This is a genomic window from Undibacterium cyanobacteriorum (assembly GCF_031326225.1).
GTDB classification, from domain to species: Bacteria; Pseudomonadota; Gammaproteobacteria; order Burkholderiales; family Burkholderiaceae_D; genus Undibacterium; species Undibacterium cyanobacteriorum.
On record NZ_CP133720.1, the window covers coordinates 4471351 to 4490883 of the forward strand.

Consider the following 19533-nt stretch of genomic DNA (forward strand, 5'->3'; position numbering starts at 1 on the left):
GTTGGATTATGGCTTATCAAGATTAGACCAGACACCCAGTCAAAAAAGCAATAAAAATCAATATTAGTTCTTCCCATTAGCATCTACAAAAAACAAAAGCGAGCCACAGCTCGCTTTCGTCCAACATAAAGCGCTTCCAATTGAGTCCCTCTCCAAAATTTTGAAAACCAATGGACATCCAATCCAAATAATACACAAAAAATAAGCGAGAACTCAGCTCGCTTTTATCACCATTTTTACACAAAACCACACCAACACCAACGATCTCAACACCTTAAGATTCTCACTCACCTAAAGTCGATCAACAATGCTCGTCGTTTGGACAAGCTCTCCTTTTTTATTTTGGAATCACGTAGTAGATAAGTGCAAGCGCACACAGCATCATGTGCAAACCGGCATCGCGACTCCAATCACACAACGTTTCTTTAAATGCTCAGCATAGGCACGTAAGTGCTCGACCTGTGCAATTGCTGTTCCACGCGTCATCGCTTTGGCGCGCGTCGCCTTGATAAACTCTTCTGGTGTAAAACCAAGACGATTCAAGATCGGTGGAACGCGTTGCGACATCGCATGCTTTTTATCGCTGCGTACGATGCGTGCTGCCCAATCGACGAGTTCGATGTAATCACGTGCGGTGCATGGTAGACCTTGGGCCGGTGCGACGCTGAGTGAATTGCCAAATGGGTGAAGTGGAATTTTGTTCGCCTTTGCGAGCGTTGAAGCTGCTGTTGATTTCTGCCGTTTTGCTCTGGGCTTTTTGAGATCTTGCAAGCGTTGTTGAATAGACGTGTAATCCGAATTCTCAGGCAAATCGGCAATGCCTGCACGTATCGGATTGAGATCAACATAGGCACAACAAGCGAGCAACCCTGCTTCATCTAAAATTGCTTGGCTCTTAAACCGCCCTTCCCAAAACCTGCCAGTGCATTGATCTTCTGCATTCGCGCGGCGTGCGATCGATTCATTCAAACAGCGCATAAACCAAGAGATATCGTAAAGCCGTGTGCGAAGTTGTTCGACCAACTCATCCGCAACCCGTTTTGTCGCGGCATCTTGATGTTTGCCTTGCATGAGCTGGTCAAGAATGTAGGGCAAATTAAACAAACGAGACCAGCGTCCTAGCACTTCAGTTTGACTCATCTGCTCCGCACGTTCACGATCGACATGCAGCACCACATGGTAATGGTTAGACATGACTGCATACGCGCACACCGACATCGTAAACACCTCAGAGAGCTCAGCCAAGCGCTCCACTACCCAGGCTTTCCGATGTGAGAAATCTCGCCCAGAGAAATGATCTTTCCCCCACAAGAAAGCACGACGAACACAGCGCCCTATGCAGTGATAATACGGTGTCGCCTCCAAAGAGACGTAACGACTACGCGCCATCGGCATCAGCCACCTCCTTCGTTTGAGAAGAAAAACAGTGGCTTTAGCTTAGGTTAATGATTATTAAATTGCAAGAGAATTTAATAATTTATTGCTTTTTGAAGTGGGTGTCTGCTGATTCTTGATCGTCGGTACCACGGCTCTGCTTTACTATCAACAACCGAGCTGAACTTGATCCACTGTCGTTCTCCGAAAACTTAGGCAAATAAACGAAATCGTTCTCCAAAGTGAAACCAAACGGTGCATCAAACTTCTTACTCTCCTTGAACTCAAAACCAACTTTTCTAAATTCTTCAATAACAGTGGAAAACAATTGTTCGAACTCAATCCCTTTAAATACAGTTTCCTTTGGAACGGGTTTCGCTTCCACACTTTGGATGATCAACAACATTCCTAATACGAAAAATAATCGTTTTGTATTCCGTCTGATTGCCTGAAAAGATAACTTGATCAATCGGAAAAAAGGCATTGTGAACTCCTATCTATTTGGATTGCGTCCTCGAGAGTGACTTCAGAAAAAAACATCTATGCTCGAATTCAAGGCGATTAGACCAGACATCCAATCAAAAAAGCAATAAGAATCGATACTAGTTCTTTCCATCAACCCACCTACAAAAAAAACAAAAGCGAGCCGAAGCTCGCTTTCATCTGGTTTGAAATACTTCGAAATGGGCGGCTTTGTGTTGTTATGGTAATGTCTTATTTCTTGAGACGGATGTCTTTTCAACTGCTTTCACAATCTTCAAACCAAACATCACAAATCAACACACAAACTGATGAGGAAAATTCCACTATGTTGGTGACCATTCCCGCTTTGCCCGCAGATCATACACCTAGCATACAAATACAATCCCCAGCACGTTCCGCAAGCAATATGGTGAACGGGAAGTTGATTGAAAAGAGTTTTAGTTTCTGCACTGATGTTGCCAGCGGCCCCGGGCGTGATAATCAACCCTATGCTGAGTCCGCTGACAATAGTTTTAGCCCGGTTCAGAGAGAGATTCAACGTCTTGTTGGCGATAAGCCGCCCTATGAATTAATTTCCAAATTAAAGAAATATTCCTCGAAAGTCATTACGCCACCTAAGCATGGAATTGTGGAATTGGACTATGCGCCAAGTCAGCACTGGGAATACAAACCTCAACGCGGGTACGAAGGACCAGACCAAGCTGAATTCTTGGTGGAAGTAAAAGGAAGAACATTTAAAGTTACAGTGAATTTTTGGTCCATGCTTCTCGTTCCAGATGGACGAAAAGATTTGATTTGTAAGACTCAGAAATTTGAATCACAACTCCATATCGCACCAGAGAGTTAGAACGCGCACACAATCGAAGAACCTCAAAGAAAGCCGAGGCTTTCTTCCCCTATCCCCCATAAAAACAGAAGCGAGCCGAAGCTCGCTTTCATATGGTTTCAAACACGTTGAATTTGGTGTCCTTCCAAAATCTTTGTTTAACAGCATTCACATTCGTACGAATACGCTGACGCTATTCGTACCTACCGTCCATCGGCTTTATCGGAGCTACGCGGGCTGAAGCTATTGGTACCTACCATCGATCGGCTTTATCGGAGCTAAAGCAAGACAAACCAATGGACATCCAAACCAAATAATACACAAAAAATAAGCGAGAACTCAGCTCGCTTTTATCACCATTTTTACACAAAACCACACCAACACCAACAATCTCAACACCTTAAGATTCTCACTCACCTAAAGTCGATCAACAATGCTCGTCGTTTGGACAAGCTCTCCTCTTTTATTTTGGATTCACGTTATAGATAAGTACAAGCGCACAGCATCATGTGGAAACCGGCATCGCAACGCCAACCACACAACGCTTCTTTAAATGCTCTGCATAGGCACGTAAGCGTTCTACCTGTGCGATTGCCGTACCACGGGTCATCGCTTTGGCCCGGATAGTCTTTGTAAATTCCTCTGGCGTAAAACCAAGGCGACTCAAGATCGGAGGAACTCGTTGCGACATCGCATGCTTTTTGTCACTGCGTACGATGCGCGCTGCCCAATCTACGAGTTCGATGTAATCTCGCGCAGTGCATGGTAGACCTTGGGCTGGTGCGACACTGAGTGAATTGCCAAAAGGATGGAGTGGGATTCTATTCGGCTTTGCAAGGGTTGAAGGTGCTGTTGATTTCTGCCGTTTTGCTCTGGGCTTTTTGAGATCTTGTAAGCGTTGTTGAATGGACGTGTAATCCGAATTCTCAGGCAAATCAGCGATACCCGCGCGTATCGGATTGAGGTCAACATAGGCGCAACAAGCGAGCAGTCCTGCTTCGTCTAAAATTGCTTGGCTCTTAAAACGCCCTTCCCAAAACCTGCCAGTACACTGATCTTCGACGTTCGCTCGTCTTGCGATCGATTCATTCAAACAGCGCATGAACCAAGAAATATCGTAAAGGCGAGCGCGTAATTGTTCGACCAACTCATCCGCAACGCGCCTTGTCGAGGTATCTTGATGTTTGCCTTGCATAAGCTGGTCAAGAATGTAGGGCAAATTAAACAAGCGAGACCAGCGTTGCAGCACTTCCTCTTGGCTTAACTTCTCCGCAGCTTCACGATCGACATGTAGCACCACGTGGTAATGGTTAGACATGACTGCATACGCGCACACCGACATCGCAAACACCTCTGAGAGTTCGGTCAAACGCTCGACCACCCAAGCTTTACGATGTGAAAAATCTTGCCCAGAGAAATGATCTTTACCCCACAAGAAAGCACGACGAACACAGCGCCCTATGCAGTGATAATACGGTGTTGCCTCTAAAGAGACATAACGACTTCGCGCCATCGGCATCAGCCACCTCCTTCGTTTTAAGAAGAATTGAGTGTGGCTTTAGCTTAGGCTAACGATTATTAAATTGCAAGATAATTTAATAATATATTGCTTTTTGAGATGGGTGTCCAATTGGTTAATAAAAATCAATATTAGTTCTTCCCATTAGCATCTACAAAAAACAAAAGCGAGCCACAGCTCGCTTTCGTCCAACATAAAGCACTTCCAATTAAGTGCCTCTCCAAAATTTTCGTTTGACAGCACTCACTCACATTCGTACGAATACGCTGACGCTATTCGTACCTACCGTCCATCGACTTTATGGGAGCTACGCGGGCTTCATATCCACCGCAATTGGTGTTATGCACCCAGACACCATGTTTACCCACATAGTATGTATGAAAGTCTTCAACTTCCAAATTGTGCACAGGAAGCTTGAAATAGGGATCTTCTAACTCATCATTGCGCACTGCGTCTATAGCAAAAACTTCAGTTGCGATTAGCTTGTTATTTAAGAAATCAGTCAATGCACCGCGATCCCTAACATCTTCCATGTGGCTTGGTAGCCAACCAATGCCCTCTTGGCTACTCAAATATATTGAACCGCATCCATTAACCTGGACCGATGCGCCGTCAACCAATTCAAAATATGGGCCATTTCCTCCGAATCCGTCAGGTAAACGGCTCGCTTCGGTCCAACCTTCATCGGTTACCCAAAATGGATGGTTTAAGGTTGAAATGATTGGGTAAAAGCGGTCTGGGTCATCACGCAGCGAATAGCCAACTCTCATCACAGTCGTCGGCTTATGCGCAAATGTCTTCACAACCCGTTTATACGCCTGCTCACCGCCATTCTCAGGTTTCGATAAAACCCAATCACCAACCTTGATTTGTTCAATTGGTACAAGACCTTCTTTGGTGTGCACCAAAGTGCCAGCGGCAAAACAAGCACCGTCTTCAATACAATTTCGTTTATCGCCAGCACCGTTTCCTACATCTGTACAAAACCTAAAGTCTCTCGCGATGTGTTTGCCATTGAATGTATCGTTTGAGGGTTGAGCTTGAGTACTTAGTTCAAACTCTCGATGTAGCGATAGATCCGTCACCAACATAATTCACTCTCTCACTTGTTTGGACGCTCATTAGAACAGACAACCAATCAAAATGGCAACAAAGTCCAAAACTAGTTCCACTCATCAACATCCACAAAAAAGCAAAAGCGAGCCGAAGCTCGCTTTCATCTGGTTTCAAGCACTCGAAACAACAGCAATTAAATCGGACACCCACCTCATTTGGGTCATTGGCGCCCATCCAAAATATTGCTTCTGGAAGTGGGTGTCTCTTCATTTCGCTTTATACAAAACAAGCTGGGGTAAATCCTTTTACGGCAGACTACGTGCCGCTGGAAAACCCAACATGGTGATCATTGGTGCGATGATGCGAAAACTCATTCACGTTGCTTTTGGCGTTCTCAGATCGGGAAAAAACTTTGATAAGACTTTGCATTCTGCTTGATTTGGATAACAGTATCTACCGTCCCTCGGCTTTATCGGAGCTACATCTGCTGTGCACCCATACTCCTTCCTCGCCAACGTAATATGTGTGATATTCATCCACTTCAAAGTTATACACAGTTCCAACATCGACATTTTGAAAACACCTAAAAACTCTGAGATTTCCGTACCTAAAAGTTTCCACTGTATCACCGGCGATATCCATCTCACCAACGAGTATCCAACCACGCCCCTTACACCAAATTAGGTGATTTGGTGTGACGAAAATAGTCTCCGTATTGCCTGATGCAAGATTCGCCACTACGACTTTACTGAGTGCCTGTTTTTCTTTTGCATATACTTGAGTGACTTTCCTATACGTATATTCGTTCAATTCTCTAATTCTATCTGGCGTGCGCTGATCCTCTGGGAAAGACAAAACCCAATCACCAACTTTGATTTTCTCAATGGGCACCAACCCTTCTTTGGTATGAACTAAGGTACCTGCAGCGAAGCATCCACCCGTTTCAAATCCACACCGACGTTTGTTAATTGGTTCCTTGTGTTTGTTCAACACTGCTTTGTACATTACTTGCTCCCTCCATCAATTATCATTGCCAGATTTTCCGCAGTGCCTCGTTTACATATTTCACGTAATAATTCACAGGAAACCCATTCCATCTACTTCAGCGGTTTCTCTTCAGCTTGCCCATGCGAAGTGTCGAGCGGCATGAAGTGACGATTAGAACAGACACACAATCAAAAAAGCAATAGAAATCGTTACTAGTTCTCGCCATCAACAACCACCCTAAAAAGCAAAAGCGAGCCGCAGCTCGCTTTCATCCTACCCTTCCAATTCGAAACCCCTCACCCACAAACCCGAACAAAATCCCGATACCACAGCGCACTATCCTTCGGTATCCTCTGCAGCGTTTCGTAGTCGACATAGTACAAACCAAAGCGGCGAAGGTAGCCTGAGTTCCATTCGAAATTGTCCATCAAGCTCCAATAGAAATAGCCTTGGATGTTGACGCCGGCGGCTTTGGCTTCTGCCACCGCGTTGAGGTGGGCGCGGACGAAGTTGATGCGGTTTTGGTCGTGGATGCGGCCTTGTTCGACTTTGTCGGGGAAGGCGACGCCGTTTTCTGTGATGTAGATTTCGGGCAGGCCGTGGGCTGCGTATTCGCGGTGGATGCCGATTAATAAATCACGTAGGCCTTGCGGATAAATCTCCCAGCCCATGTCGGTGAGGCCGAGTTTGGTTTCTGGTTTGCGTGGTGGATTTTCAGTGCTGACGTAGGCGCGGAAATAGTAATTCACGCCTAAAAAATCGAGCGGTTGATGAATGATGGCCATGTCTTCGGCTTCAACATGGAAGCGGCTGAGGTCCATGCGGTCGAGTGCGATTTGTGGATAATGGCCTTTGAAAATCGGGTCCATGAACCATTGCACGGAACGCGCGTATTCCCATGCGGCTTCGGCGATATCGGCGGCGCTATTGGTGGCGGGTTCGGCAGTCCATTGATTGAGCACGATACCGAGTTTGGCGCTGACATGTTGGTCGCGCATGGCAGACATCGCCAGACCATGCGACAACAATAAATGATGCGAGACTTGCAGCGCGGCGACGGTGTCGGTCACGCCCGGAGCGAATTGGCCATTGCCGTAGCCGAGATTGGCGGTGCACCACGGCTCGTTATGGGTGGCGATGGACACAGCGCGATCGCCGAAGCGACGTGCCACTTCCTTGGCGTAAGCCGCGAAATGATGCGCGGTATCTCGATTGAGCCAGCCGCCTTGGTCTTGCAAACCCTGTGGCAAATCCCAGTGATACAAGGTGATGTGCGCTTGAATCTGGCGCTTGGCGAGTTCGTCTAATAACTGACTATAGAACGCAAAGCCTGCTTCATTCCATGCACCATAGCCCAAGGGCTGCACGCGCGACCATGAGATAGAAAAGCGATAGGCATGCACATTGAGATCCGCGATGTGTTGCGCATCTTCAGCGTAGCGGTGGTAGTGATCGCAGGCGACATCGCCACTACTGTTATCCATAATTTTGCCTGGCGTGTGGCTGAAGGTATCCCAGATCGAAGGAGCACGGCCGCCCACTGCGGCGCCACCTTCGATTTGATATGCACTGGTTGCCACACCCCAGAAGAAAGGGCTCTCAAATTGTTTCGCTAAGGCGAGATCGCTTGCATTTATCATTGACTCACTCGCATCAATTTAACTATGGTTTGAATTGTTGGCTTGGTTGTACATCCCCGCATATTTCCAACCGAAGAACAGGATGTAGGCATAGCACACCACAGGGATGTAGAAGGACATCTGCAAACCGATTTGATCTGCCAAATAGCCTTGCGCGAATGGCACCAAGGCACCACCAACAATCGCCATACACAAAACGCCCGAACCTTGTCCTGTGAGCGCACCGAGTTTATGCAGTGCCATACTGAAGATGGTCGGGAACATAATCGAGTTACACAGACCCACCGCGATAATCGCCCACATCGCGAGGCTGCCGTGGCCGAAGATCGCCGTCAAAATCAAGACAATGGAAGCGGCCGCGTTAAAGGCCAAGGCCTTACCAGGGCTAACGCTGCGCATCACCGCAAAACCGATGAAGCGACCAACCATAGCACCACCCCAGTAGTAACTGACGTAATGTGCGGCGTCGGCGGCACTGAGCGCCGCGATATTGGCTTCACCTAAAAAGTTGATTAAGAAACTGCCAATACTGACCTCGCCACCGACGTACAAGAAAATCCCGATTGCACCTAAGACTAAATGGCGCTGAGCAAAAATAGAGGTTGTCGCTTGCGCTGCGATGGCGCTGGAAGCCTCTGGTGCATCGCCATGCTCGATTTTTGGCAAACGAGCGAAGGCAAATAGGATCGCTAAGACCGCTAAGGCAGCGGCAAGCGCCAAGTAAGGGCCTTGCACGGTCGCAGCTTCTTTAGCGCGATGCGCGGCTTGTTCTGCTGCACTCATGGCGGCGATTTGATCAGCACCGAGCAAAGCACCAGACAAAATCAACATGCCACCCACAGCTGGGCCGATGGTAGTACCTAAAGAGTTGAATGCTTGCGTCAAAGTTAAACGGCTAGATGCGGTTTTCGCATCACCTAAAATCGTGACATAGGGGTTCGCTGCGACTTGCAAAATCGTGATGCCAGAAGCGAGTACGAAGAAGGCCAATAAGAACAAAGCATAACCACTGTTCGCTGCTGGATAAAACAGGGCACAACCGCTGGCAGCAATCAACAAACCAGTGACCGCACCACGTTGATATCCGATGCGCTTAATCAACATCCCAGCGGGCCAAGAAACGATGAAGTAAGCACCGAAGAAACAGAATTGCACCAACATCGCCTGCACATAACTCAAAGTGTAAATGGCCTTTAAATGCGGGATCAAGACATCATTGAGTGAAGTCAGCAAGCCCCACATAAAAAACAGGATGGTGACGATGACCAAAGGGCCTGTGGTCGATGTCGATGAACTGCTGGCTGAGTTGGCAGCCAAGTTGGGGTTGCTAGCGTCGACGCTAGTGTTGAAATTTGCCATGGGTCTCCTCCTGTGTTTTTTTGTGCTTGGTGCTTTTTTTGATGCAGTCATTCCTGCTGAGGCAGGAATCTAGAGTCTTTGGTTTTACGACGCGGGTTTCACCCGCCCTACAATTTCTTAATACTGCGTGTGTGACCATAAGGACGATTTTCAAGCCCATCTGAACCACCCTCACCCTAGCCCTCTCCCGCACGCGGGAGAGGGGATGTCCAAAGTATTCAGTCTTCAAGCCAGTTTGGACTACCCTAACTGCCACTAATTTGTGCTTCTCGTAGGGCGGGTGAAACCCGCGCTGCTTTGGTGCTCGGAGTCTGGCGGCGCGGGTTTCACCCGCCCTACAACTTCTTACACCCCGCTCCCACCCTCCCCTCGAAGGGAAGCTTCAAATCAATTCAAATCACTACACGCCACTGCGTCTGGATCCTTGGCTTTGCCCGCGACCAATTCGATCTCGGCCAGGCTCGCGCTAAAGGCGGCGGTGGTGCTCATAGCGAAGCCTGACTTGATTTTCTTAGGATCGAAACCTTTCGCCGTGAAACAGGCGAGTGGTAATTTGATGGTGCGGGCTGGGCCATTGAGCATGCCTTGCATGAGTTTGGTCACGTCGACCGAAGCTGCGCAGTTTTCGCCGCAATCCATAGTGACGGTGACTTTTCCTTGTGGCGCTTTGTGGACTTCGGCCACGAACTGCAAGACACCATTGTTCAAGACGCCTTGCGGCACCATGGTCGCGAACGGCGCTGTTGCTTCGATCTTGGCTGGTCCATTCCAGGTCACGACACGTGCTGGCAAGCCATTCGCTAAGGTTTTGCTCGTCACACCAATCGCACCACCCATTTCTTTGTCCGACAATTCTCTACCCAAGGTGAATTGACGGGTCGCGATAGTGGCGCGCATCGGAAAGTGCGTGCTGTCTTTCGCTGTGTTAATCGCCATGCGTGATTCATCGGCACAGCTGTTGCGGTTATCGAGTGGCAAGGCGCTTAAGGCATTCGCAGATGCGGCTTTCATGGCGTAGCTCAAACCATATCCGAGACCAAACAATTTCTCTGGATGATTCGCTTCCATCTTGGCGATCGGGCCACTCAAACATGCGGCATTCGGCCAACTGAAAGAGAGACGCCCTTTGAAGTCATGCGCCACTTTGCCTTTGGCGTCTTTGAACAAGACATCGGCCACACCTTTACCTTCTGTACCTGGCAACCAAGCTGCCACAAAGGCATCCGACAAATTCATCAAATCATTGGTGTAGAGAGCGCGACCAGCAACAAACACAGTCACAACGGGCTTACCTTTACCACTGACGGCTTTCAACACCGCCAAGTCTTCTGGATGACGTTGGCTATGACGCAAAGTTTGCGCGGCTGGAATATCACCGAAACCTTCGGCATACGGTGTTTCACCGATGACGGCAATCACCGCATCAAATTTGCTGACATCAACGCCTTCAGCGGTCGGGCTAAACTGGACATTGCTTGCGCCAAGCGCCTCGCGGAAGCCGGTCAACAAAGTATCGCCGTGGTAATCGGATTCTTTGTTTTCTGTACCTTGCCACGTGATCGACCAGCCACCGTTTTGATTGATCAAACTATCGGCACTCTTACCCACCACCAGTACTTTTTTATCGCGTGCCAACGGCAATACGCTCTGATTATTCTTCAGCAGCACCAAGGATTCACGCACGGCTTCGCGCGCCAAAGCCTTGGCTTGCATCGCATCTTGTTTGCCGGCGTATTTGCTATCGCCAGGTTTCGTGGTGAACATTCCAGCACGCAGTTTGACGCGCAAGATACGGCTTACCGCATCATCAATCCGCGCCAGCGGAATCTGGCCGCCTTCCACCTGAGCGATGGTGTTCTTGATGAAGTTCTTCCAGTTGTCTGGCACCATGATCATGTCGACCCCGGCGTTAATCGCTTGCGGGCAGCTATCGTTGGCGCAACCAGCCACTTCGGCGATGCCATCCCAATCTGAGATCACGAAACCATCGAAGCCCATTTTGTCTTTGAGGGCATCGGTCAACAAGGCTTTGCTACCGTGCATCTTGCCGTAGTTGATGCCGCTGACGGGATCATGCCAACTGTTATACGAGGCCATCACAGTTTGTGCACCCGCTTCAAACGCACTGTAGTAACCCAGCGCTTGGCTATTGATCATTTCGTTCAAGCTGGACTTGTTCACCCCACGATCCACGCCCGCATCGGTACCGCCGTCACCAATAAAATGTTTAGCGGTAGCGATCACATTGGCGTCATCTTTGAACTTGCCTTGCAAACCTTTGACATACAGACCTGCGTAATCGCGCACTTGTTTGCCGTCTTCTGAGAAGCTTTCATAAGCGCGGCCCCAACGTGCGTCTTTACCAACTGCGACAGTAGGTGCAAAAACCCAATTGATGCCGGTAGCGCGCACGGCACGACCGACTTCGACGGCAATCTTGCTGATCAATTGCGGATTATGCGCAGCACCGAGACCAATGTTATGCGGGAACAAGGTCGCGCCGACCACATTGCTATTCCCATGAATCGCATCAATACCCCACACCACCGGCACTTTGGTTTTCATGTCGGTCGACATCGAGGCATCGTAGTAGGCGGTAGACAGCGCCAACCAATCTGCGGCAGTCGCATACTTGTTCATCTTCGGCCAGCTACCACCGCCATTTAGCACAGAACCGAGGTAATACTGTTTGACTTCTTCAGGTGTGACAAATTTAATTTCCGCCTGCGTCATCTGCCCGACTTTTTGTGCCAAGCTCATCGAAGAAACGATCTCCTTGATCTTCTTCTCCATCGCCGCATCTTTGCTGATCGCACTTTTGATCTTAGGCCAATCTTTCAATTCTGGCGCAGTAGCTGCGTTCACAGATGCAGCTTGTAAGCTGAGTCCAGCAATCACACTGGCAACGGCAAGTTGTAGGGTTTTGTTTTTCATCTTTCTGTCTCTTCCTTCTTCATCTCAGATGGTTTGCACTTAGTTTGTACTTAGCATGCAGGTAGTCTACGAATATCGAAACCGCGAATATAAAAATGCTAAAGCTCTGCAACAGCAAAGCAGCGACGCCTCTTGAGCGTAAGGCAAAGTTTCAGAGAGATGGCGAGGCGTTTTTCACCAAATTGGAAACGTTACCAATTTAGGATGCATAATGCTGCTTGTGATTTTCTTTGTCAATAAAAAATTCGGAAATTTGTGAGTTTTTGCTGGGATAGTGGGGGGATGGGGGCGAATGAGGTGGATGCTTATGGTTGGAGGACGTTGGGTTTCGGCCGCCTCGAATAGCGGATGGTTAGGAATTTGCGGTTAGTAGGTCGGGGGTGGCCCGACAGCCACTCACTTTTCTTGCTTCGCCAAGAAAAGTAAGCAAAAGAAGGCGACGCAGGCGCAGCTGCCCTTCGGGTTCCCAATTGGGCAAGCGAAAAATGGGGCGACGCAGAAACTCGCTTCGCTCAAACATCTGCGCCGCTTGATCCCATTTTGCGCTCACCCAATTGGCATCTGCACATGCGGTAACAACAAAACATACATACTCAACCGCCGCCTAGATTTCCGACGACAGTGGTATTCCACTGATGCTCCTTCCCTTTCAAGGGGAAGGTTGGGATGGGGATGGGTTGCTTTTGCAGTTGACTTTGAAGTTAATCCACTTCTGACACTGCCAATTGTGTGGGACAGAAATGGGAAAAAGAGAGTCAGATGTCTGAGCGAAGCGAGTTTCTGACTCTCCCCATTTTTGTCCCGCACAATTGGGAAGCCGAAGGCCAGTGGCAGCGTGGTCGCCTTTCTTTGCTTACTTTCTTTGGCGAAGCAAAGAAAGTGAGTGGCCGCCGGGCCACTCACGGCCAGCGAAAGATGTTGGGTTCCTGCCTGCGCAGGAACGACACGGTCTCAAACTCGTAGGTTGGGCTGAAAAGCCCAACGCCTCGCCTTCTCTTAACGCGCAACGTTGGGCTTCGCTTTGCTCAACCCAACCTACGGGTTCGAGCAAATTGCTGAGTATTACGTTTGAAGACGGGGCCCCAAAAAGGAACCGGGACGGCACCATCATCGCGAAATGATAGCCACCGTCCCATCCCTATCCTTCCTTCTCCCCCCCGGGAAAAGTGAGGCCCTACAAAACTGTGCTTTGACTGGGTCTGAGACAGACGTCTACGACAAACGCCTGATCGCGCCTAGTTTGGCGCCTGCAAAAAGTCTCGATACCACAGAGCGCTGATTTTAAGCGTTCTTTGCTGCGTTTCAAAGTCAATATACACCAAACCGAAGCGGCGAAGATAGCCCTCGGCCCACTCAAAGTTGTCAATCAGACTCCACGCAAAGTAGCCGCGCACATCGACGCCGGCTTGTCGGGCTTCTTGGAGTGCGGCCAAATGGCGGATGAAATAGTCACGTCTTTGCGTATCAACAACCGAGCCATCGTCTTCGAGCCGGTCTTCGTAACTGGCACCATTTTCGGTCACATACATGGGCGGCACAGGGTAATCTTGCTTGAGACGTTTGAGCAAAGTCACCAAACCATGCGGCGCGACTTCCCAACCAAAAGCAGTGCGCTCCAGTGTGGGATCATGAGTCAAGGACGTCGCCAGCGGAGGATTATGTGGCGCGTCTTGAATGACTTCAGGGAAGTAGTAATTCACTCCCAAGAAATCAAGGGGCACAGCGATGGCTTGCAAATCACCATCGTGCATCTGCGGTGCGGCAGCGCCAACCAAGTCCCAAATGTCTTGCGGATAGCCACGACCATGCAAGGGATCGAGGAACCACCGATTGCGCAGACCATCATGACGTCGTGTCGCGGCAATATCTTCTGGTTTGTCGCTGGCTGGTCGCAGTGGATGCAAACTCAAAGCAATACCGACTTTGGCATCGGCGACATTGCGACGCAAGAGCGGCACGGTCAAACCATGCGACAACAAAACATGATGGCACACCTGCAGCGCTGCTTTGAAATCACGCTTACCGGGCGCATGCATGCCGTCCCAGTTGCCATGCATCGCGGTGCACCAAGGCTCGTTATGCGTGATCCAATGTTTAATCCGATCACCTAAGCGACGACTGATCACATCAGCGAAGTGCAGATAGGCTTGGACGGTGGCACGGTTCTCCCAGCCACCTTGATCTTGCAAGTACTGCGGCAAATCCCAGTGATACAAGGTCGCCCAAGGCTGCAAGCCTCGCGCCAGCATGCCGTCGACTAAGTCAGAGTAGAATTGCAGACCTACTTCATTCACGGTGCCATTGATATCACTGATGACACGCGGCCACGAGATCGAAAAGCGGTAAGCATTCAGCCCCAAGCTTTGGGCGATATCGAGGTCCTCTTGCCAGCGATAATAATGATCACAGGCTACCCGAGCATCGCTGCCATCGCGAATCTTTCCCGCCGTCGCTGCGAAACTATCCCAGATCGATGGTACTCGCCCATCGGTGTCGGCTGCACCTTCAATTTGAAATGAAGAGGTCGAACAGCCCCACAGAAAATCGGTAGGAAAATCAATACGTCGCAGTTCAGGTAGTCGTTTGGAATCGTCCATAATTTTTCTTCGCTTGATACAACTTAGGGTTACAACTCGGTTTAAGAACTTAGCTCGCTCAATCAGTTAAAAGGCTTGGGCGTATTGCTCGCGTTCATCCAATTCATGACCGCTTGTTGGGGTTCATAATTCACCGTGCCAAACTGTTTGAATAGGGCTTCAATCTCGGCCATGCTGGCGGTGTTAAAGTCGAGTGCTGGCACCTTACTATCTGGCGCATTGGTGACGAGGCCCCAAGTGCCATTGCCTTGACCACCCGCATTGGTAATCAGCTTGTAAGACCACGCACTTGCGGCCCACCCATAACTGGCATACACATCGTAAGTCGTGCGTGTCACTTGGCCACCTGCATCAGCACCCATCGCCGCCCAAGGTTGGAACTCGCCAACCAAGAACGCCGTGTTCAGATTTTTTAAACGGGCATTCCATTCACACACGCCGCCATTGCCGGACGTCCCGCAGTACAGCCACTCTTTGTGCACTGGCAAACCCGGTTGTCCCCAACCAAAAAAGCCAGGATAGAAATGCATTTCAAAGGCCACGTTTTTCATCCCTGCCTGCGCTGGATTACCATAAGCGTTAATGCCTGCCGCATGGCCCGGCAAGATCACGACATGTTTGCTATCGACGCTTCTCACCGCGTCATACAGCGTTTTCACTACGCGTGCCATTTCGGTTTCGCTGGTACCCCAAGGTTCATTCAGCAAGCTGTAACCAGCGACCACGGCACGATCTTTATACCGCCCTGCCACCTGCTGCCATAACCACACCGTACGGGCTTGATACTCTGGAGTCGACCAATACAAATTCTTGCCAGCACAGCCACTATGATGTTCCCAACCTTGGCTCCCTACCGCGCCATGTAAATCGAGGATCACATAGATGCCGCGTTTCTCCGCTTCGGCGAGGGCTTGATCGAGATAAACCCAAGCGTCACTACGCAAATGTCCGGGATTCTTTTCGTCTTCAACGACACTCCAAATAAACGGCAGGCGGACTAAATTCAGATTGAACTTGACCAACATATCCCAGTCGCGCGTCGTCATCCAATTATCGCGATATAGGCGATACAAACGGTCACGTTCGGCATAGCCAAAGCGGGCATCCAGTTTTGCTTCCAACTTGCACTGGTCATCAATGCCCGCACTACCTTGGCCCATCATCCAAAATTCTTGAATCAACCAATTGCCAAGATTCGCCCCTTTGAGCTGAATCGGACGATTATCTTCACGGACCCAATACGTTCCCTCTGTGTGCAAGAGACCGACCGGATCACGTGTGATGTTGGTCGCTGGGATCGGTGTGATGACACCACTGCCGTTGTTAGGACTGGTCGTGGCAGAGGTGCTCGAGCTACCAGAGCTACCGGAGCCACAGGCCATCGTGCTCACACAGAACAGCGTCGACAACAAGCATCGCACAAACAGGGATGCTCGACCTTGCTGCTGATGACTCACTTTTGAATACGGCATTTCACCCTCGCTCATCAATTACGACTCAACTTGTTAGACATTTGAAATCGCGCACCACACTATCAAATCCCGATTCCAATTCATGGGCTCATGCCTCAAATTGGCTCTCCAAGACCGCTGATTGGAATCGTTTCCATTTTACACTCAAAAAAAACATGCGTGTGCATGTCTTTTACTTTGCTTTGCCTTCTTTACTGCTTTTTACAACAATCCTCGCTCAGCAACCGCTGAGTCTTTCTTACTCTTTATCGCCGTGCCGCGAGTGCTGAGGACAGACTTCACGCTGTCCTCACCACCCCAAGCACAAAGTTATTTTGCTGCTTTCTTCGCGCTGCCACGCACCGCTTTTTCCACCGAACTACGCCACGTCATGCTGACCGGATATTGGCGCTCGACCGGTCTTTCCATGTCATAGCAGCGATTCAGCAGGAAATTCAAACCGTTCAAAGTCATTTCGCGCCAAGCGATATGCACCGATGACAGACGCGGTGCAGTGTATTCTGCTGTGAAGGTATCGTCGTAACCGATGACCGATACTTCCGTCGGTACATTGATGCCAATATGCTGAAAATACGATAAAGCACCAACCGCCATTTCATCATTGGCACAAAATACAGCGGTAAAGTCATAGCCTGATTCGACCAATTCCTGCGCTGCCGCCCAGCCGCCATCGGGTGCGAAATTGCTTTCGACGATCCACATCTTGCGTGTATCAATTCCGGCCAATTCCATTTCGCGCATAAAGCCGCTGATACGCTCCACGTTATCAGGCGCACAGGCGGGCCCCGCAATTACTGCGATCTTCTTATGCTTATGCTGCAGCAAAGATTTTGCGGCCATGCGTCCACCTAAAAAATGGTCCGCGGTGAAGCACTGTTCAGCAATCGATTCATACTTGTGATTGAGCACCACTAAGTTATCTTTGGCAGTGCCCATCGCTTCGAGATCACTCTCTTCAAGCGCATTACTCATGACGATCAAACCATCACAACCACGCTCGATCAGAAAATTAATGCCCTCCACCGCTTGTTGGCGCACGTTCCCATCACCAACACCGAAGGCCACCACCATGTGCAAACCCGCAGCACGCAATTCCATATCGATGACCTGCATGATGGGCATGTAGAAGGTTCCCTTCAGCAAAGGGATATACACACCGATCATGCGCGAGGAGCCCGACAACAAAGAACGCGCCGCATGCGAAGGACGGAAATCCAATTCCTCAATCGCCTTGCGTACTTTTTCCAGAGTCGCGGCTGACACCGAGCCTTTACCGCTCACAACACGTGATGCGGTTCCTAGCCCTACCCCCGCTAAACGGGCGACATCTTTAATGGTTGCCATACTCTTACTCTCTCGCTTTGTATTTGCTTTATTGTTTTTTACTGCTGCTCGACTGAAGCTGAACTGCGCCGCTGTTACTCTTCAGTTGCTCTTACCCTACTCTTCTCAGGCTGTATCAAGCGACGCGATAAACGCCGTATTGTAGCCCCAGACCCGCGCCACATCTAGGTTTTCTGTCGATTCGACGACACATCAATCCTACTTCCTTTGATGATCTTCAGCGTGCGAATCTTTTCTGCTCGCTTCTCATCGAACCCATCCCCACCCTCACCCGTCCCTTGAAAGGGAGGGAATGTTCGAGGTTTCTCACACACTTGCCGCATATCACTTACACATATCTAACTACGCATCCACTTACACTTCCATGCCATCACATCGCCTTGCAATGCGAGGCAATAAATTCTGCATGGCTAGGCATGACATCGACACATTTTCGTATCGTCTTTTGTACCTGATCGAGAAAATAAGCGATGTCTTCTTTGCTGCGGTGATCGACCAAAGGATGATAGCTTTCAGCACGCAAACCCTGGCCATGCATCACTTGCAACCAACTGGTTTCGGCAAACAGTTCTTCGCCGATGCGGAAAATCCGCCCATGTGAGCGATATAAATCGATACGTTTTTGTACGTCATCGGGTACTGACATGTTTTGGCAGTATTCCCAGAAGGGTGATCCTACTTTGGTGTTCAGTTTGTAATGCATGATCAAGAAGTCGCGTATGCGTTGATACTCTTCATCGTTCTGCGCGTTGTAGGTGTCAATATCAACCTGGTTAAAACCCTGATCTGGAAACAAACTAATCAAACGCATAATCGCCGTTTGCACCATATGAATGCTGGTTGATTCCAAAGGCTCCATAAAGCCACCCGACAAACCGATGGCGACACAATTCTTATTCCATGCCTTCTTACGTTTGCCCGTCGTGAAGCGAATCAAACGCGGATCGGCCAAAGCTTCGCCATCCAAATTGTTCAACAAAATCGCTTGCGCCTCGTCTGCGCTCATAAACTTACTGGAGAACACATGGCCATTCCCAGTGCGATGTTGCAAAGGAATGCGCCATTGCCAGCCTGCGCTATGTGCGGTCGAACGCGTGTACGGCAATAAGGGACCGGCGGAAGCACATGGCACGGCAATCGCACTATCGGCCGGCAACCAATGGCTCCAGTCTTCGTAACCGGTTTTCAAAGTCTTTTCGATCAACAAAGCCGCCAAGCCCGAGCAATCTATGAAGAGATCGCCATCAATACGCTCGCCGTTTTCCATCAACAGGGCTTCAATAAAGCCATCGCTTTCGCGCACGATGGTGTCCACGATCTTACCCTCCGTTCTCTGCGTGCCTTGTTGCTCAGCTTTACTACGCAAATACTTGGCATACAAACCGGCGTCAAAATGAAAGGCATACGAAATATCTGCCAAAGGAGAGTTCGGCATATCTTTCGGTGCGCGCATAAATTTATGCTGACGTGGCGCGACCGTATTGATCGAGAAGTGTTCCAAATCCGGTGCCTCGCCCAGCTGATACATCTTCAACCAATATTGGTAGAACTTAGCAACCACCTGATCACGACCAATCACACCAAAACCGTGGATGTAAGAATCCCCTTGCTTGCCCCAATTGACGAATTCAATCCCCAGCTTAAAAGTCGCTTGGGTCTGACGCATGAATTCATCTTCGTCGAGATTTACCAATTGATTAAAGGCACGAATACTAGGAATGGTCGCCTCACCCACGCCGATGGTCGAGATAGCGTCGGACTCCACTAATCGTAAGCGATAAGTCGGTGGCAATACGCGCGATAAAGCTGTCGCCGTCATCCAACCGGCAGTGCCACCACCAACGATGACCACGGTTTGAATCGGAACATTTTTGCCAGCGCGGTTGCCACCATTGTTGCTGTCGTGATTATGGATTGAGGCTGTCTCTGTATTCATGCTTCT

13 protein-coding genes and 1 pseudogene are annotated in these 19533 nt (G+C 49.4%); 2 read left to right on the forward strand and 12 right to left on the reverse strand.

Going from position 1 to position 19533, the window contains the following annotated elements; translation table 11 throughout:
• Positions 1-381 precede the first annotated feature (381 nt).
• Entirely contained in the window at positions 382-1395 is a 1014-nt protein-coding gene (locus tag RF679_RS18595) for a transposase (protein WP_309482118.1), read from the reverse strand.
• Positions 1396-1477: 82 nt separating this feature from the next.
• Positions 1478-1858, reverse strand: a complete 381-nt coding sequence (locus tag RF679_RS18600; RefSeq protein ID WP_309482119.1) for a hypothetical protein — start codon at positions 1856-1858, stop codon at positions 1478-1480.
• A 324-nt stretch (positions 1859-2182) separates the two neighbouring features.
• Between RF679_RS18600 and RF679_RS18605 the strand changes: the two genes are divergently transcribed.
• Positions 2183-2704, forward strand: coding sequence for a hypothetical protein (locus tag RF679_RS18605; protein WP_309482120.1), 522 nt, complete (start codon positions 2183-2185; stop codon positions 2702-2704).
• A 484-nt stretch (positions 2705-3188) separates the two neighbouring features.
• Here RF679_RS18605 and RF679_RS18610 read toward each other — a convergent pair whose 3' ends face one another.
• Together RF679_RS18610 and RF679_RS18615 are read right to left on the reverse strand one after the other, a co-directional pair.
• Positions 3189-4202 carry a transposase gene (locus tag RF679_RS18610; protein ID WP_309482121.1) on the reverse strand — a complete coding sequence of 338 codons (1014 nt, stop codon included), beginning with the start codon at positions 4200-4202 and terminating at the stop codon, positions 3189-3191.
• 272 nt (positions 4203-4474) lie between these two features.
• Positions 4475-5293, reverse strand: coding sequence for a polymorphic toxin-type HINT domain-containing protein (locus RF679_RS18615; RefSeq protein ID WP_309482122.1), 819 nt, complete (start codon positions 5291-5293; stop codon positions 4475-4477).
• A gap of 223 nt (positions 5294-5516) precedes the next feature.
• On the opposite strand from RF679_RS18615, the pseudogene RF679_RS18620 reads away from it, so the two are divergent.
• Positions 5517-5696 (forward strand): annotated as a pseudogene (locus RF679_RS18620) (IS110 family transposase); the annotation flags it as partial.
• Positions 5697-5711: 15 nt separating this feature from the next.
• Here the strand turns inward: RF679_RS18620 and RF679_RS18625 are convergent.
• The 8 genes from RF679_RS18625 to RF679_RS18660 all read right to left on the reverse strand — a co-directional run bounded on the left by RF679_RS18625 (position 5712) and on the right by RF679_RS18660 (position 19410).
• Entirely contained in the window at positions 5712-6263 is a 552-nt protein-coding gene (locus RF679_RS18625) for a polymorphic toxin-type HINT domain-containing protein (RefSeq protein WP_309482123.1), read from the reverse strand.
• A 278-nt stretch (positions 6264-6541) separates the two neighbouring features.
• On the reverse strand, positions 6542-7885 hold the full coding sequence (locus tag RF679_RS18630; protein WP_309482124.1) for a GH1 family beta-glucosidase: 1344 nt from the start codon (positions 7883-7885) through the stop codon (positions 6542-6544).
• A gap of 18 nt (positions 7886-7903) precedes the next feature.
• Positions 7904-9244, reverse strand: coding sequence for a sugar MFS transporter (locus RF679_RS18635; RefSeq protein ID WP_309482125.1), 1341 nt, complete (start codon positions 9242-9244; stop codon positions 7904-7906).
• Between the two features lie 387 nt (positions 9245-9631).
• A complete protein-coding gene (locus RF679_RS18640; RefSeq protein WP_309482126.1) occupies positions 9632-12178 on the reverse strand; it encodes a glycoside hydrolase family 3 protein in 2547 nt (848 codons plus the stop codon).
• Between the two features lie 1235 nt (positions 12179-13413).
• The gene (locus tag RF679_RS18645; protein ID WP_309482127.1) at positions 13414-14775 is read right to left on the reverse strand and encodes a GH1 family beta-glucosidase; all 1362 of its coding nucleotides are present in this window, start codon (positions 14773-14775) and stop codon (positions 13414-13416) included.
• A 62-nt stretch (positions 14776-14837) separates the two neighbouring features.
• Positions 14838-16247, reverse strand: a complete 1410-nt coding sequence (locus RF679_RS18650; RefSeq protein WP_309482128.1) for a glycoside hydrolase family 5 protein — start codon at positions 16245-16247, stop codon at positions 14838-14840.
• Between the two features lie 309 nt (positions 16248-16556).
• A complete protein-coding gene (locus tag RF679_RS18655) occupies positions 16557-17591 on the reverse strand; it encodes a LacI family DNA-binding transcriptional regulator (protein WP_309482129.1) in 1035 nt (344 codons plus the stop codon).
• A 370-nt stretch (positions 17592-17961) separates the two neighbouring features.
• Positions 17962-19410, reverse strand: a complete 1449-nt coding sequence (locus RF679_RS18660; RefSeq protein ID WP_373921791.1) for a tryptophan halogenase family protein — start codon at positions 19408-19410, stop codon at positions 17962-17964.
• Between the last annotated feature and the right edge of the window lie 123 nt (positions 19411-19533).